Source organism: Streptomyces sp. NPDC005706, assembly GCF_040631045.1.
GTDB lineage: Bacteria > Actinomycetota > Actinomycetes > Streptomycetales > Streptomycetaceae > Streptomyces.
Genome location: NZ_JBEXYS010000026.1, coordinates 1 through 16,078, shown reverse-complemented (window position 1 = coordinate 16,078; position 16,078 = coordinate 1). Strand labels below are relative to the sequence as shown.

General features: G+C 71.9%; 14 protein-coding genes and 1 pseudogene. 4 read left to right on the top strand and 11 right to left on the bottom strand.

Annotated elements, in window-relative coordinates:
• The first annotated feature begins 43 nt into the window (after nucleotides 1–43).
• Complete coding sequence (locus tag ABZ478_RS29905; protein WP_359554023.1) at nucleotides 44–1,090, top strand: glycosyltransferase; 1,047 nt, start codon at nucleotides 44–46, stop codon at nucleotides 1,088–1,090.
• A gap of 11 nt (nucleotides 1,091–1,101) precedes the next feature.
• Here the strand turns inward: ABZ478_RS29905 and ABZ478_RS29900 are convergent, their stop codons facing one another.
• Nucleotides 1,102–1,773, bottom strand: coding sequence for a hypothetical protein (locus ABZ478_RS29900; RefSeq protein ID WP_359554022.1), 672 nt, complete (start codon nucleotides 1,771–1,773; stop codon nucleotides 1,102–1,104).
• Between the two features lie 68 nt (nucleotides 1,774–1,841).
• Here ABZ478_RS29900 and ABZ478_RS29895 point away from each other — a divergent pair, with 68 nt between their 5' ends.
• Both ABZ478_RS29895 and ABZ478_RS29890 read left to right on the top strand, forming a co-directional pair.
• On the top strand, nucleotides 1,842–3,881 hold the full coding sequence (locus tag ABZ478_RS29895; RefSeq protein WP_359554021.1) for an O-antigen ligase family protein: 2,040 nt from the start codon (nucleotides 1,842–1,844) through the stop codon (nucleotides 3,879–3,881).
• On the top strand, nucleotides 3,878–4,777 hold the full coding sequence (locus ABZ478_RS29890; protein WP_359554019.1) for a glycosyltransferase family 2 protein: 900 nt from the start codon (nucleotides 3,878–3,880) through the stop codon (nucleotides 4,775–4,777). Before ABZ478_RS29895 ends, ABZ478_RS29890 begins: the two co-directional genes overlap by 4 nt.
• A 30-nt stretch (nucleotides 4,778–4,807) precedes the next feature.
• Here the strand turns inward: ABZ478_RS29890 and ABZ478_RS29885 are convergent, their stop codons facing one another.
• The 10 genes from ABZ478_RS29885 to ABZ478_RS29840 form a co-directional block, all read right to left on the bottom strand.
• Nucleotides 4,808–5,485 carry a class I SAM-dependent methyltransferase gene (locus tag ABZ478_RS29885; protein ID WP_359554018.1) on the bottom strand — a complete coding sequence of 226 codons (678 nt, stop codon included), beginning with the start codon at nucleotides 5,483–5,485 and terminating at the stop codon, nucleotides 4,808–4,810.
• 53 nt (nucleotides 5,486–5,538) lie between these two features.
• Nucleotides 5,539–6,327: a glycosyltransferase family 2 protein gene (locus ABZ478_RS29880; protein ID WP_359554017.1), complete on the bottom strand. Its 789-nt coding sequence runs from the start codon at nucleotides 6,325–6,327 to the stop codon at nucleotides 5,539–5,541.
• Nucleotides 6,328–6,356: 29 nt separating this feature from the next.
• A complete protein-coding gene (locus ABZ478_RS29875) occupies nucleotides 6,357–7,469 on the bottom strand; it encodes a hypothetical protein (protein WP_359554016.1) in 1,113 nt (370 codons plus the stop codon).
• A 5-nt stretch (nucleotides 7,470–7,474) separates the two neighbouring features.
• On the bottom strand, nucleotides 7,475–9,061 hold the full coding sequence (locus tag ABZ478_RS29870) for an oligosaccharide flippase family protein (RefSeq protein ID WP_359554014.1): 1,587 nt from the start codon (nucleotides 9,059–9,061) through the stop codon (nucleotides 7,475–7,477).
• Nucleotides 9,030–9,893: a Wzz/FepE/Etk N-terminal domain-containing protein gene (locus ABZ478_RS29865; protein WP_359554013.1), complete on the bottom strand. Its 864-nt coding sequence runs from the start codon at nucleotides 9,891–9,893 to the stop codon at nucleotides 9,030–9,032. Before ABZ478_RS29865 ends, ABZ478_RS29870 begins: the two co-directional genes overlap by 32 nt.
• Nucleotides 9,894–9,944: 51 nt before the next feature.
• Nucleotides 9,945–11,060, bottom strand: coding sequence for a UDP-N-acetylglucosamine 2-epimerase (non-hydrolyzing) (gene wecB / locus ABZ478_RS29860; protein WP_359554012.1), 1,116 nt, complete (start codon nucleotides 11,058–11,060; stop codon nucleotides 9,945–9,947).
• 3 nt (nucleotides 11,061–11,063) lie between these two features.
• Nucleotides 11,064–12,323, bottom strand: a complete 1,260-nt coding sequence (locus ABZ478_RS29855) for a nucleotide sugar dehydrogenase (protein WP_359554010.1) — start codon at nucleotides 12,321–12,323, stop codon at nucleotides 11,064–11,066.
• Nucleotides 12,323–13,093, bottom strand: coding sequence for a WecB/TagA/CpsF family glycosyltransferase (locus tag ABZ478_RS29850; protein WP_359554009.1), 771 nt, complete (start codon nucleotides 13,091–13,093; stop codon nucleotides 12,323–12,325). The genes ABZ478_RS29855 and ABZ478_RS29850 overlap by 1 nt, the downstream gene beginning before the upstream one ends.
• Nucleotides 13,090–14,262 (bottom strand): hypothetical protein, encoded by a 1,173-nt coding sequence (locus ABZ478_RS29845; RefSeq protein ID WP_359554008.1) that lies wholly within the window; start codon nucleotides 14,260–14,262, stop codon nucleotides 13,090–13,092. The genes ABZ478_RS29850 and ABZ478_RS29845 overlap by 4 nt, the downstream gene beginning before the upstream one ends.
• A gap of 288 nt (nucleotides 14,263–14,550) precedes the next feature.
• Complete coding sequence (locus tag ABZ478_RS29840) at nucleotides 14,551–15,150, bottom strand: acyltransferase (protein WP_359554006.1); 600 nt, start codon at nucleotides 15,148–15,150, stop codon at nucleotides 14,551–14,553.
• A 182-nt stretch (nucleotides 15,151–15,332) separates the two neighbouring features.
• Between ABZ478_RS29840 and ABZ478_RS29835 the strand changes: the two are divergent.
• Nucleotides 15,333–16,078, top strand: a pseudogene (locus ABZ478_RS29835) (RNA-guided endonuclease TnpB family protein); the annotation flags it as partial.

Here is a 16,078-nt window from a genome sequence, read left to right as displayed (position 1 = left end):
CCGCGAACCCGGGCGCCACCACCGGGGATTGGCATTCCCACCGATGAGCAGTGTCAGTGTTGTGATCCCCTGCTACAAGTACGGCCACTTCCTGGCCGACTGCGTGAGCAGCGTCCTGGACGAGCAGGACGGAGTCGACGTCCGGGTCCTCATCATCGACGACGCCTCGCCCGACGACTCGGCGGAGACCGCGCACAAGCTGGCCGCCGCCGACCCGCGGATCGAGGTCCGCGTCCACGCGACCAACAAGGGCCACATCGCCACCTACAACGAGGGCCTGCTGGAGTGGGCCGACGGCACCTACGTCGCCCTGCTCTCCGCCGACGACCGGCTGGTGCCGGGCGCCCTCGTCCGGGCCGCCGCGCTGCTGGACGCCCACCCCGAGGCGGGGTTCGCCTACGGGCGTCCCCTGCGCTTCCAGCACGGCGGGCCGCTGCCGCCGGCCCGTACCCGCGGCACCGGCTCCGTGGTCTATCCCGGGCAGTGGTGGCTGGAGCGGCGCTTCCGTGAGGGCACCGGCTGCATCACCTCACCGGAGGTCGTCGTCCGCACCAGCCTCCAGCGCGAGGTCGGCGGCTACGACCCGGCGCTGCCGCACGCCGGCGACATCGAGATGTGGATGCGGCTCGCCGCGCACGCCGACGTCGGTTATGTACGCGGGGCCGACCAGGCCTTCTACCGCGTCCACGGCAAGAACATGTCCACGACCGACTTCGGCGGACAGCTCGACGACCTGCGCCAGCGCCTCGTCGCCTTCGACTCGGTGCTCGTCAAATGCGCCGACCGGCTGCCGCACGCCGACCGCCTCGCCGACGAGGTCCACACCCGGCTGGCCCGCCACGCGCTGCGCAGGGCCTACCGTGCCTACGACCGGGGGCGTACGGAGGTGGTTCCGGTCGACGAGTGCGTCGCCTTCGCCGCGGAGTGCCTGCCGGAGTACGCCGAGCTGCCGGAGTACCGCGCGCTGCGGCTCAGACGGCGCATCGGCCCGAAGGCGATGCCTTACCTCCAGCCGCTGGTGTGGTCGGCCGTGGCCGAACGCGGCCGGGAGTTGCTGTGGTGGGAGTCCTGGAAGCGCCGCGGTATCTGATGTCCACGAGCTCAACCCGTCGCGGGAATCCCGTCGGTGCGGCGCAGCGGGTCCGGGGACGTCTCCTTCGGCTTCCTGCGCCGCAGCGCGTACCGGTCGTACCACAGCGCGCCCAGGATCCCGGTGAACCCGCCCAGCAGCGCTGTGCCCGCCAGCGCGCGGGCCTTGTCGCCCTGCACCGGCGTGGCGCCGGGGGCGACCAGCACGGAGGCCGTGATCAGCGCCTTGTCCGGGACCCCTTCCGCCGACTGCGTGGCCGCCACATGCCTGGAGTAGACGTCGATGATCCGGCGGACGGCCGTGTCGGCCGCCGCCGGGTCGCTCCGCCGCGCCTGCACCTGCATCGAGGGGATCAGATACTGCGGCGTCGCGCTGGTGCCGCTGTTACGCGGGATGAGCTGGTACGCCCCGCGCACACCGGCGGAGTCCAGCTCCTTGCGCCCGGCCGGCGACTCGAGCTGCTGGATGACTCCGTACGAGAGGGCGGCGAGGGGCGGTTGCAGGTTCGTCAGCTGGTTCGGCTGGCTTCCGGTCGCGGGCGGCTTGAGAACGACCACCGCCGAACTCACGTACTCGGGAGCGGGGTTCACCACGCGGTAGGCCCCGGCGGCGGTCAGCAGGAACACGAGCAGCAGAACGTACCAGCGGCGGAGAAGCGCTTCGGTGACGTCACGAGGCGACACAGGGATTCCTTCCGTCGGCACCGATCCTCGCAGGCGCCAGGGCGGCCCGCCACCGAAAGGGAGTTCTCGTGAGCCTCGGCGATCTCTGGGCCATCATGTGCAGGCGCTGGTACTTCATGGTGCCCCTCACCCTGCTCAGTCTTCTGGCCGGCGGATATCTGCACCGGACCATCCCGGTGTCCTACGCGTCGCAGAGCTCCGTCACGCTCCTCGACTCCAGGGCGGTCGCCAACATGGCGCCGGCCTACGGCAACCCCATCTCGAACGCGGGCGGTTCGCTGGTCGTCACGGCCGACGTGCTGATCAGGGCACTCCAGTCGGGCGACTCCGCCAAGGAACTTCGCTCGCGCGGCGTCACGGATCCGTACACGGCCGGCTTCGCGTCCAACGCCGACAGCCCGCTGCTCACCCTGAGCGTCACCGGAACCGACCGGGCCAAGGTGCTCCGGGAGACCACCACCCTCACCAATTTCACCGGGGAACAGCTGAAGGCCCTGCAGGCCGGCGCCAAGGTGCCGACGGTGTACGCCGTGCAGGCCGCCCCGGTCGTCCTGCCGCAGAAACCGGTCCCGGAGTCGAAGGCCAGGTACCAGGACATCGCCGCGGTCGTCATCGTGGGGGTGGTCGGCGCGTTCCTGCTGTCCATCCTGGCCGAGGGCGTCGCGGTGGTCCGCCGGCGGGGACGCGCCCGGGCCGGGTACATCCCCCGGCGCCATCGCGCCCGGCCCCCCGAGCGGGCTCCCAGAGGGCTGCTGGTGCGCAGGCTGGACGCCGTGACGATCCTCACCGGCTATCTGGTGCTCGCCTTCTTCGTCCCGTCGAACCTCACCCTGCCCGCGCTGGGCGGCGTCGGCACCCCGGCCAACGTCTTCGCCCTGCTGGGACTCCTGTGGTACCTCGCCACCTGGCTCGGCGGCCGGATCCGCCCGGCCGAGGGCACCAGGCTGCCGCGCGTCACGATGTGCGTGCTCGCCGCGGCGGTGCTGCTGTCGTACGTCGCGGACGCGACCCGCGGCAGCTCGCACAAGGAGGTCCTCGGAGCCGACCGCGGCCTCATCGGGCTCGGGGTGTGGGTGGCGCTGGTGGTGCTGGCGTCCGCGGGCATCCAGGAGCGCGGCAGGCTGGAGACCCTGATGCGCCGGCTCGTCGTCCTGGGCACGGTGGTCGCCCTGATCGGCTACTACGACTTCTTCGCCGCGACCAACATCGCCGACTCCATCCACATCCCCGGCCTGCAGTCGAGCAGCGCCGGGATCAGCACCATGGACCGCGGCTCGTTCACCCGGCCGCGGTCCACCACGGCCCATCCGCTGGAGTTCGGGGGGATGCTGGCCATCCTCGTGCCCTTCGCCGTCCACCAGGCCTTCGACCCGGTGCGCCGGCACGCCGGGGCGCTGCGGCGCTGGGGCCCGGTGGCGGTCATGGCGGGCGCTCTTCCGCTGACCGTGTCCAGGACGTCCATCATCGGCGCCCTCATCGTCATCCTGGTGATGGTGCCCCGCTGGAAGCCGCAGCGGCGCTGGGCCGCGATCGGCATCGTCGTCGCCTCGGTGGGCGTCTTCAAGGTGATCATCCCCGGACTGATCGGCACCATCACCGGCCTGTTCGCCAGCTTCCTGTCCAACTCCGACAGCAGCACCCAGGCACGCACCGTGAAGTACAGCGCGATCGTGCCCTACCTCGACGAACACCCCTGGTTCGGCCGCGGGTTCGGCACCTTCACCCCCGACCTCTACTTCTTCACCGACAACCAGTACATGCTCACCCTGGCCGAGACGGGCGTCGTCGGACTGATCGCGCTGCTCGCCCTGTTCGTCACCGGGATCCACACCGGCGGCGCCGTCCGCCGGCTCGCCCGCACCGAGTCGGACCGGGAGCTCGGGCAGGCCTTCCTCGCCTCGGCCCTGGTCGCCCTCGTCATCAGCGCCACCTTCGACGCGCTCAGCTTCCCCATGTACGCGGGGATGTTCTTCCTGACCCTGGGCGCCGGAGGCAGCTACCTCGGCTTCGTCCGCCGTGAGGCGGCCGCCCGCCCCGGCCCCCGCAAGACGCCCGAAGCATCCGATACACCCGGAGCCCAGCTCCCCCGACTCGTGGAGTCCCGATGAGCGCCGTCGCCGTCATCGTCGTCACCTGGAACAGCGCCTCGGTGCTCCCCGGGTTCCTCGCCGCACTGCCCGACGGCATGGCCGGCCTCGACTGGCACCTGGTCGTCGCCGACAACGACTCGGCCGACGACACCGTGGAGGTGCTGCGGACCCTGGCCCCCGACGCCACCCTCGTCCCGACCGGCCGCAACGCCGGGTACGCGGCCGGGATCAACGCGGCGCTGAACGCGGCCGGTGAGTACGGGACCGTGCTCATCTGCAACCCCGACATCCGCATGCGGCAGGGCTGCGCCAAACGCCTCGTCGACAGCCTCCGGGACGGCGTCGGGATCGCCGTACCCCTTCTGTACGAGGAAGGCCGGGAAACGCCCCACCACTCGCTGCGCCGTGAGCCCAGCGTGCTCCGGGCCCTCGGCGAGGCCCTGATCGGCAACACCCGGGCCGGACGCTTCCCGGCCCTGAGCGAACTCGTCACCGACCCCGCCGCGTACCGGCGGCCCACGCGCGCCGACTGGGCGACCGGCGCGCTCATGGCGGTCTCGGGGGACTGCCTGGCCGGGTGCGGGCCGTGGGACGAGTCCTTCTTCCTCTACTCGGAGGAGACCGAGTACTGCCTGCGCGCACGGGACCGGGGCTACGCCACACGGCTGGAGCCGACGGCCGAGGCCGTCCACCTGGGGGGCGACTCACAGGTGTCGCCCCGCCTCTGGACGCTCCTCACCCTCAACCGGGTCCGGCTGTACCGGCGCCGGCACGGCCCCCTCGCCACGGCCGCCTTCCGCACCGCGGTCCTGCTCCGGGAGACGTCGCGTGCCGCGCTGGGCCGCCCGGCCAGCCGCGCGGCCGCCGCGGCCCTCGCCCGGCGGGGCGCCCTGCACGCCACGCCGGGACCGTGAGCCGGATGCCGGGGTCCCGCGCCGGCCGGTTCAGCGCGGGTTCTCGGTCCGCACGGCGATGAGCGACTTCGTCGCGCCGAGCATGCGCTCACTGAGGAGTACGGATCCGGGGAACAGATAGCGCATCTCGGTGCGGGTCAGCAGCTCGATGTTGATCACGGCGTCCATCGCCGACTCCGGGCTGTCCGGGCGGCTGTGGACGAGCGGCCAGTGCCGCACCAGACGTGCCCTGGCGCCCAGGGGCAGGAACTGGAAACCGGGTGCGACGAAGTGCGGCTCCACGGGGAAGTAGCGGTACGGCGTCTGGATCCAGTGCAGCGGCGCCAGCAGCTCGACGGCCGAGACGAACTTCCGGCGCTGGCTGTGGCCGCCCACGTGCTCGATGGTCGAGTTGGAGAACACCAGGTCGTAGCCGCCCTGGCCGGCGAGTTCGGCGGCGACCGCCGGATCGGTGACGTCGGCGACCTCCGCGGTGATCCAGTCGGGCAGTTCGGCGGGATGCTCCTCCAGGTTGATCAGATGGACGTGCTTGGCGCGCACCGGTGCGCGCAGCCACATCTCGGCCGTCCCGCCCAGGTCCACGACGCGCATGCCCTCGATGCCGGGGAAGCAGCGCCGCAGCCGCTCCCAGCGGGCGAGGCGCAGCCTCTCGCCCAGTGAGCCGGGCGCGTCGACGAATCTGTTTCTCAGGGCGCGGGAGTGGGGCATGGGATCAACCACCTGTGATCGGAGCGGAACGGGAGAGAGTGTCGACCCGGCTGTCACCACTGGGTGTAGAAGCTGGCCGGGTTCATCAGGTACCGGACGGTGGGGTGCGGGACGTGGCGCACCCGGTGCCTGCGGCCGTACCGGCGGATCAGCTCCCAGTCCTCGCGGGGCATCACCTCCGGCGTCCGGTGCAGGCGGCTGAAACGGAGACCGCGAGTGCGGCGGGCGACGAAGGCGTTCGTGTCCAGGAAGGACTCGCGAGCCGCGCGGCGGCGGTCGTAGGGCACCGACAGGACGTCCTTCTCACTGCCGTCGGGCAGGACGCGGCGCAGCGCCGTGTAGACGCCGTCGGGTCCGCCCGGTGACTCCAGGACCGCCAACGCCTTCTCCAGATGGTCGGGTTCCCACAGGTTGTCGTCGTCCAGGAACGCCACGTACCGCGAGCGTGTCAGGCGGATGCCCACGTTGCGCACGACCCCCGCCACGCCGGTGTTGCGCGTCAGCGAGACGGCCGACAGCCGTTCGTCGGCGGGGAGTTCGGGCAGTCCCGCGCCGTCGTCGACCACGATGACCACCTGGTCGCGAACCGTCTGGTCCAGGGCCGAGCGCACCGCGGCGCGCAGCGCCTCGGGGCGCCGGTGGGTGGCGATCACGGTGGCGACCAGTGCCGGGGGCGGTGACGGCAGGGCCGCGGCCAGCCGCCGGGTCTCGGCGTCCTCGAACCGGCGCAGCCGCACCGCGGAGGGGGCCAGCAGGATCTTGTTCCTGGCCTCGAAGAGCACGAGCCAGCCGAACGCCGCCTTGAGCAGTTCCCAGGGCGCCCGCGCGACACGGCGCGTCATGTCGTTGCCTCCCGCCCGGGGCGCCCCGCTCACGAGGACGGCTCCGGCCGGACCGGGCGGCCGTCGGACATCCGGTTGCCGCGCCACACGTTCCCGGCGCCGCCCGGGTTCCAGTGGGCGACCGCGCCGTAGCCGCCGGAAGCGGGGTGGTACTGCGTGGAGAAGATGTTGTCGGTGACCTTGATCCCGGTGGCGCCCTTGTCGCCTCCGTACAGGGCGTAGGCGCCGCCGGCCAGCCAGTTGTGGTCGACGACGACGTTGCGGACCACCCCGGTGTCCGCGAACAGGCCGATGCTTCCCGAGGCCCCCTGCTTGAGGCCGGTCGGGTTCAGCAGGGTGTTGTGCCGGATGATCAGCTGCCCGGTGTTGCCGCCACCGCTGATCACCGCGTTGGTGTGCTGCCACTCGCCGCCCTTGTTCACGAACGGGGCGATGTCGTGCACGTAGTTGTCGTGCAGGTTGCCCTGCCCCATGGCCAGGGCGTCGCCGAACACCGAGACGTCGCACCATCCGACCTCGATGGAGCTGCCGCCCATGTTCGACACGGCGTAGTCCACGCCGCCGTTGTCGGGCCCCTTGCCGGGCACGGCGGTGATGGTGGAGTGCAGGACCCGCAGTCCGCGAAAGCCCGGGCGCAGGTTGATGCCCCACCAGTTGTCCGAGGTGACCTTGGTGTCGATGACGGTGACGTCGTTCGCGTAGATGTCGAGCGAGCCGGTGATGTCCCAGCCCCGGATCACGAGCCCGTTGGTGCGGACGGTCAGGGCGCCCGTCTTGTGGGGGGTGAGGGGGATGCGCGGGCCGGTGGTGCGGGCGTCGGGGAAGCCGCAGGCTCCGGGCGAGGCGCACGCGCCCCTGGCCGAGGGCTTCCCGGTCGTACCCCGCGCACCGGCCGTCGTGGCGGGCCTCCGCGTCGGGGACGGCGGCGTTGCGGTGGTACGCCCCTTGGAGTCGTCGGCGGCCGCGCCCGACGGCCGTGCGCTCGGCGACGCCGGGGACACGCCCGCGGGGCAGGTCAGCGCGTCGTCCGGGCACGGGGGAGAGGCGGCCCGGTCCGATCCCGAGCAGGCCACGGCCATGACCGCGAGTAACGCCGCAAGCAGCGGTCCGGTGAGCAAGTCCTGGCTGATACGCCGTGACATCCGGTTCATTCCATGTCCTGTCGGTCAGGCCGAAGCGGTGCGGGAGGCCTGCGCCGGCCGCGGTGGGGTCGTGCACCGCGGCCGGTGCCGCGCAGGAAGCCGAGGCTGGGCAGTACGCACAGCGTGTAGGCGGCCAGGGCGATCGTGCCGATGGCGAGGAGGGCGAGCCGGCCGTCGCCGAACGGGCGCTCCAGCCCGAGCACCACCGCGGCCATCACGGCCCCGCCGAGGAAGGGCCACGCACAGGCCCTGGCTATCCGGCCGACGCCGATGCCGCCGCGGTTCAGGGCGATCAGGAACACCGGCACCACCATGCCCGCGGCGACCAGGACATGGCCCTGCGAGACTCCGACGATGCCGTCCAGGCGGGCGGCGACGATGAGCACCGGGATCAGGGCGACCAGCCACAGGCCCTGCACCAGGAAGAGCGACCGGCGCTGTCCGATCGCGACCAGGCAGTCGTAGGCGAGTTCGCCGCCGATGCGGATCAGGCCGAGGGCCATCAGCCAGGGCAGTGCCGCGGCGGCGGGGGTCCACTGGCTCCCGTAGACCAGGTGGATGACCGGCTCCGCGAGGCCGGCCAGCAGGACGCACAGGGGTACGGTGGCGGTGATCAGTACGCCCAGGGCACGGCTGAAGCCCTGGGCGAGCGCCTCCGGCGACTCGGCCAGGCGGGAGAAACCGGCGAAGGACACCCGGCGGGCGGCCTCGGAGATGATCCGCACGGGCCAGCCGGAGATGTTGAACGCCAGCACGTAGAAACCCAGCGACACGTTGCCCAGCGTCGCGCCCACCACCATGGTGTCGACGTTGACCACCGCGAGGGCCAGCATGCTCGCACCCGCCAGCGGAAGCCCGAATCTCAGCAGTGCCCGGGCCTGGCCGCTGTCCCAGCCGTACTTCAGGGTGCCCGGCGCCGCCAGTGCGCAGCCGGCCAGCGTCACGAGGTTCCCCGCCACGGCTCCCCAGGCGAAACTCATCGCCCCCCAGCCCTCGAAGGCCAGCAGCAGCGTCACCGCCGTGCCGATCACGAAGTTGAGCGCGTCGATGATCATCCGCTTGCCCTGGGCGAACTCACGGGTCAGGAAGCCCCCGGGCACCTGGGCCACCCCGTCGATCACCACGCACAGGCACATCACCCGCAGTACGCCCACGGCGTCCGGCGAACCGATCAGGCCGGCCACCGTCGGCGCCGCCGCGAACAGCGCCACGTACAGCAGACCGCTGGAGAGGGTGCTGAGGGTCAGTACGGTCGGCGCGAACCGCCGTGCGTCCCCCTCCCAGCGCACGATGGCCAGACCCACGCCCAGCTCGTTCGCGGACAGCAGGACCAGCAGCACGGTCTGGGCGATGCCGTACACGCCCCATTCCGCGGGGCCCAGGGCGAAACGCGCCAGCAGGATGCCGGTCGCGAAGGTGCCCAGCCGCATGACGACGGTGTTGATCAGGCTCCATCGCGCCGCCGAACGGACCTTCAGGCCGAGGTCGGCGGCGGGCGGTGCGACGGGACCGGGCGGAACGGGTCCGGGTGAAGCGGGAGGCGCGGGGCCGTCGCTCGTCTCACCGGTCTCCGGTGCGCGGGCGGTGTCCATGAGTCGACTCCTCGTCGAGCGGCTCTGCGGCGGACGCCCCGGCCACCACGGGCCGCGACGCGGTGGATCCTGCGGCGGCGGGCCCGTCCCCGGCGGGCCGCGACCATTGCGGCAGCCGCCGCATGGTGAGCGTCTCCTCCACGACCGGGGTCCCGGCCGAGGGGGCGGGGGCGAGCGACGGGGCGGAGGCGGCCGACGGGACGGGGGCGGTGCCGTGCTCCGGCGCGGGCTTCGGCGACCTCTTGCGCGCCTCCACGTAGAAGGCGGCGCCCATGCTCAGCACCAGGCCCAGGCCCCCGGCCATGACCAGGTACTCCAGCCGGGTCTTGGTCTGCGCCACCGGGCTCTGCGGGGGCACGATCGTGGTCATGCGGATCATGGCCTTCGGGGCGACCGACTGCTGCTTCTGGAACTGGTCCAGCCGCTCCTTGGCGTACGCCGTCAGGATGCGGTCCGAGTCCAGGACGGCGGCCCTGTCGGTGCCGGTGACGGTCAGCCACATCAGCGGCCCCTGCGCGTTGTCGGCGATCTTGGCCTCGATCGTGCCGTTGGCGCCACGGGACTTGAGTTCCCGCAGGGAGCCGTCGGAGTTGAGATTGCGGGCCAGGCTGTCGGCCATGCCGGTGAGCGAGGTCTGGGTGCTGAGGAACGGATTGCCGTCGTAGGCCACGGTGGCCTTCCGGGAGTTCAGAAGGGCCACCGTGCTCTGCGACTGGTAGGTGACCGGAACCACCAGCGCCACGCCGACCGCCAGCGCGGCGGTCAGCAGCAGTCCGGGCAGCAGGACGTACCAGCGCCTGCGCATGACCCGGAAGATCTCAGCGAGATCCATGGTGGTCCCCCCTCACGCCCCGACCCCCGATGAGCATATGCCGCGAGCGGATCATTTGGCGGGTGTTCGGTCGGTGGGCCTCGGCCGGCTGCTCGCGGTCCCTCCGTCCAGCAGCACGTCGGCGATGCGGTCGCTCGCCAGGCCGTCCCACAGCTCGGGCCGGCGCGGCCCGGGGGGATCGTCCAGCACGCGGTTGACGGTGGAGACGATGCGCGCCGGGTCGCGGCCCGCCAGCACATTGGTGCCCTGCTCCACGGTGACGGGGCGTTCGGTGTTGTCCCGCAGGGTCACGCAGGGCACGCCGAGCGCGGTGGTCTCCTCCTGCACGCCGCCCGAGTCGGTCAGCACGAGGCGGGCGGAGTCCTGCAGGGCGATGAAGTCCAGGTACCCGGCGGGCGGCACCAGCCGGATGCCCCCGGGGACACCGATGCCTGCCAGCCGTTCGGCGGCACGCGGGTGCACGGGCAGCAGCAGCGGGCAGCGGCCGGCGACCTCGCCCAGGGCCTTCAGCAGCCCGGCGAGGACCTCGGGGTCGTCCACGTTGGCGGGCCGGTGCAGGGTGACCAGACCGTACTCCCCCCTGGCCAGGCCGTACCGGTCGAGGACGTCCGAGGCGCGGGCCCGTTCCAGGTTGGCCAGCAGTGTGTCGATCATGACGTTGCCGACCAGGTGGATCTGGTCGTCCCGGTACCCCTCGGCGCGCAGGTTCCCGGCGGCGTCGGGGGAGGGTGCCAGCAGATAGTCGCTGACCCGGTCGGTGGCGACCCGGTTGACCTCCTCCGGCATGCTCCAGTCACGGCTGCGCAGTCCGGCCTCGACATGCGCCAGCAGCGGGCCCGCCTTGGCGGTGACCAGGGCGCAGGCCAGGGTGGAGTTGATGTCGCCGACCACGACGACGACGTCCGGGGACAGTTCGCCGAGCAGCGGTTCGAACGCGGTCATCACGCGTCCGGTCTGCTCGGCGTGGCTGCCGGAGCCGACCCCGAGGAAGTGGTCGGGCGGCCGGATGCCGAGGTCGGTGAAGAACACCTCGTTCATGGCCGGGTCGTAGTGCTGGCCGGTGTGGACCAGGATCACCTCGGCGCCCCGGCGTTCCAGCGCGTCCATCACCGGCTTGATCTTCATGTAGTTGGGTCGCGCACCGGCGACGCAGACGATGCGGGGCATGGTTCAGAGCACCTCGATCGTGGGCCCGGCCGACAGCCGGCGGCGGCAGTCGAGGACGAAGCGGGCGTACTGGGCGATGAGTTCGTAGTCGAAGCTGTCGTGGTCGGTGAGCAGGACCACCACGTCGGCGGCGGCCAGCTCCTCCGGCACCGGCTCGACCCGCACCAGCCGGGTGTCCACCGGCAGGCTCTCGACCACGTGCGGGTCCGCCGCCTTGACCTGGGCCCCCATGTCGAGCAGCAGCTGGGAGACGCGCAGGGCGGGCGACTCGCGGGCGTCACCGGTGTTCTTCTTGTACGCCAGGCCCAGCAGCAGGATGTTCGAGCCGTTCACGGACCGGCGTCTTTCGTTGAACAGGTCGCCGATGCGCCGGGCCACGTACTCGGGCATGTGGTTGTTGATGTCGTTGGCCAGCTCCACGAAGCGGAAGCTCTGGCCGAGTTCGCGCTGCACCCGCCAGGACAGGTACGAGGGGTCGATGGGCAGGCAGTGGCCGCCGACGCCCGGTCCGGGCGTGAACTTCATGAAGCCGAAGGGCTTGGTGGAGGCGGCGTCGATGGCCTGCCAGACGTCGATGTCCAGGTGGTGGGCGAACATCGCGATCTCGTTGACCAGCGCGATGTTGACGTGCCGGAAGGTGTTCTCCAGCAGCTTGGCGAGCTCGGCCTCCTTGGGCGAGCGCACCGGCACGGTGGTGTCGACGAGCTGCCCGTAGAAGTCCCGCACCGCCTCCAGTGAGGCCGCGTCGACGCCGGACACCACCTTCGGGGTCTCCTTGAAGCCCCAGACGGCGTTTCCGGGGTCGATCCGCTCCGGGCTGTAGCCGAGGTGGAAGTCGGGGCCCGCGGTCAGGCCCGAGCCGTCCTCCAGGATCGGGGCGAACAGCTCCTGGGTGGTGCCGGGATAGGTGGTCGACTCCAGGACGACGGTGGCGCCGGGGCGCAGATAGCGGGCGAGGGTGACCGCCGACTCCTTGATGTACCGCAGGTCGGGAGTGCCCTCGTGGAGCGGCGTCGGCACGGTGACCACGGCGACGTCGAAGCCGCCGCAGTCCCGGGCCGCGTCGCTGGGGCGGTAGGTGCCGTTGTCCAGTGCGGCGCGGATCCGCTCCGAGGAGACGTCCTCGACGAAGGACTCGCCGGCGGCGAGACTCTTGATCCGCCGGGAGTCCACGTCGTAGCCGATCACCTCGTGACCGACCTCGGCGGCCCGGACGGCCAGTGGCAGGCCGACATATCCCTGTCCGACCACGACGACGCGCATCAGTGACTCCTGTTCGCGGAGGCGGGCGACGGGGTGAGCCGGATGAACTCGCGCGCCGTCATGAGGACGAAGGCAGCATTGGTGGTGAGGTAGCGCCGGCCCAGCCGGCGCGGCTCCTGCAGCGCCCGGTAGAGCCACTCGACGCCCCAGCGCTGCCAGGACACCGGGGCCCGCCGGGTGACGCCGGCCAGGATGTCGAAGGAGCCGCCGACCCCGTGCACCACGCGGGCGCCGGTGCGCTCGCCGTACGCGGCGGTGAAGATCTCCTTCTTGGGCGAGGTCATGCCGAGGAACAGCATCTGCGCGCCGCTGCGGGCGATGGCGTCCGCGACGTCCCGCTGTTCGGAGTCGTCGAAGTAGCCGTTCCGGCTGCCGGCCACCTTCAGGCCGGGGAAGCGGCCGGCCACCTCGCCCAGCATCCGCTCCAGCACCTCCTGCCGGGCGCCGAGGAAGTAGACGGACATGCCCGCCGACTCCGCCTCGGCCAGCAGCCGCAGGAACAGGTCGATACCGGCCACCCGTTCCGGCAGCGGGGCGCGCAGGAGCCGGCCGGCCCAGACCACGGCCTGTCCGTCGGCGAGGACGAGATCGCAGCCGGCGACGGCCTCGGCGAGCCGCTTGTCCCGCCGCATGTTCACCAGCTTCGCCGCGTTGACCACGCCGATCTCGAGCTGCCGGCCCTCCCGGACCGCGGCCAGGCAGCGCCCTACGGTCTCGTCCATGGTCAGCGGGTCCAGTTCGACCCCGAAAAGTGACTGACGCCCGCTCATACGCGGCCTCCCTGCCAGGCGTGGAGCATCCAGCCGAACTCGTACGGCCGGCATTCGCGGTCCACCGAGACCGGGCGGTACACCCGGTCCAGGGGCTTCAGCCGGAGGTTCGGAGCGACCCGGCTGCCCAAGCCCCGGGCGGCGCGTACGGCCTTCTTCGGGTCGCCCCGGAAGACCTTGCGCCAGGTGACGCCGAGCTCGTCGAGGATCAACGGCTCCTGCTTGTCCGGGTGTCCGGCCAGTTCGGGCACCTCCGTCATCCAGCCGAGGCCCTTGCGGACCGACGCCGCGAAGTCGGTGCCGCCGGCCTCGGCGAGATCGAACAGGGCGGTCGGCGCCATCGCGTGCTGGTGGACGCTGTAGACCGGGTAGCCCTCCACGACGCCGCCGGTGCGCGCGTCGTAGTGCCACCACCACTGCCCGCCGTCGCCCTGCAGCTCGCTGATGCGCGCGGCGCAGGCCTCGGCCGCGGCCAGGGCCTCCGGATCGCCGTTCCCGTCGCCGCAGGCGTGTGCCCGGGCCAGGGCCTGGAGCGGGTACGTCTGGTCGGCGAAGCAGCTCACATGCGCCCGGTACCAGGGCACCAGGCCGGGGCCGGTGGCGTGCGGGAACAGCGGGCTGTTCCCGATCCGGGCCCGCAGCAGACGGTCGCGGGCCGCGGTGAGGGGCCCCTCCACGTCGACCGTGCCGTGCGCCGCCGCGAGGGCGGACAGCACCCAGGCCGCCTCGACGGTGTACTGCGGCCGGCCCTCCTCGTCCAGGGCGCGCATCCGGTCGAGGGCGTCGGACAGCTTGGGATGCCCGGTGTCGGCGGCGGCCCAGGCGATGAGCGCCGCGTCACCGAGGTTGGTCACCGCGGGCAGTGACTCGATCAGCAGACCGGTGAACTCCTGGGCGCTGCGGCCGCCGAGCACCGCGCGCTGGCGGTCCTCGGGCAGGAACCGCGCTCCGAGCGCGGTGATGGCCGCGTACCGGGTGCTGGTCCCGCGCCGCTCCAGCTTCCAGGAGCCGCCGGGCGACCTGTGCCCGGCCATGGTGAAGGCGAAGGCCTCCTTGCCGGGAAGCAGCATCGACGGAAGCCCCGACTCGGCGACGGTGAGCAGCCGTTGGGCGAGCGTGAGCAGCGCCGGCTCCTCACGGCCGAGCGCCGCCAGACGTGTGATGGTCATCGTTCGGACACACCAACCCCCCTGTGGGTCCTGTTTTCGCGCAGACTTGAGATCGCCGCGGCGCGAACGGCCGGGCGTGTGAAGGCGATGCGGATGTCAGGCGCCGGAGCGGCCGCCGCTCCTCGCTTCAGGCACAGATGTCCCCCACTCCGAAACCCCCCCCGGGCCATGCCGAATCGTGTGCTCCCTGTGGTGGGTCTGCACACTTCGCACACATGTTATGCCTGCACATGTTCGACGAACGGTGTTTTGGGAGAATCGGGATCGGTACTTCGCCCGATCAACTCGTCATGCGCGCGGGACGAGTTCGCCGTCCTTCTCGTCGTACCGCTCGCCGGTCTCGGGGCACTCCCAGCAACCCGGCTCGCCCTCCCGCTCCACCAGCCGGACGCCGGCCCGGCCGACCCAGCCGATCCGGCGCGCGGGCACGCCCGCCACCAGCGCGAAGTCCGGTACGTCCCGGGTCACCACGGCGCCCGCCGCCACCAGGGCCCAGCGGCCGACGCGCACCGGCGCCACACACACCGAACGGGCCCCCAGTGACGCCCCCTCGCCCACCACCACGGCCACGGCCTCCCAGTCGCCGCCGCGCTTCAGCCGGCCCCGCGGGTCCACGGAGCGCGGGAAGTGGTCGTTGGTGAGCACCGCCGCGGGGCCGACGAACACCCCGTCGCCGAGCACCGCTGGTTCGTAGACCAGGGCGTAGTTCTGGAGCTTCACGTGGTCGCCGATGCGCACCCCGGGGCCGACGTACGCCCCACGGCCCACGATGCAGCCGCTGCCCAGTGCCGCGTCCTCCCGTATCTGGGCGAGATCCCAGACCGTCGAGCCGTCGCCGATCGCGGCCGACTCGTCCACCTGGGCGGTGGGCTGGATCCTCGTTTTCACCGGGTCGGTCTCCTCTTGTGGTCGGTACGGCCGGTGCGGCCGGTCACCGGTGTGCCGGCCGTCATCGGGTCTCCTTCGTGGATACCCCGGCCTTCAGGCCGGGGAGGAAACGAAGCTCCCGCGTAGCGGGGCAGGGAATGGCGAATCGCCGCCAGGGCGATTCGGTGTCTATGGCCACCGGCCGACACCCGCCGTTCACACGGGAACTGATAGATTCGTCGGCCGAGTACACCCGCAGCGCGTTCAAGTGGCGTGACGGGAAGCTGACTCTGGCCAAGATGGTCCAGCCGCTGGACATCCGCTGGTCGCGTCCCCTGCCCGCGGGTGCGGAGCCGACCACGGCGACCGTGTCCCGCGACGCGGCAGGACGCTGGTTCGTGTCCCTGCTGTGCGAGGACAGCATCACCCCGGCCCCCGACACCACGCCGGCCGTGGGCATCGACGCCGGGATCACCTCCCTGGTGACCCTGTCCACCGGCGAGAAGATCACCAACCCGAAGCACGAACGCCACGACCGCCTCCGGCTGGCGCGCGCGCAGCGGGAGCTGTCGCGGAAGGCGAAGGGCTCGGCCAACCGCGAGAAGGCCCGGCGTCGCGTCGCCAAGATCCACGCGCGGATCGCCGACCGGCGCCGCGACTTCCTGCACAAGCTGTCCACTCGGCTCGTCCGTGAGAACCAAACGGTCGTGATCGAGGACCTCACCGTCCGCAACCTGCTGAAGAACCACTCGCTCGCGCGAGCCATCTCGGATGCGTCGTGGACGGAACTGCGCTCCATGCTGGAGTACAAGTGCGCCTGGTACGGGCGCGAACTCGTCGTGATCGACCGCTGGTTCCCGTCCAGCAAGCTGTGCGGGGTCTGCGGCGCGGTCCGCGGGAAGCTGCCGCTGAACGTCCGCGAGTGGACGTGCGCCTGTGGCGCCGTGCA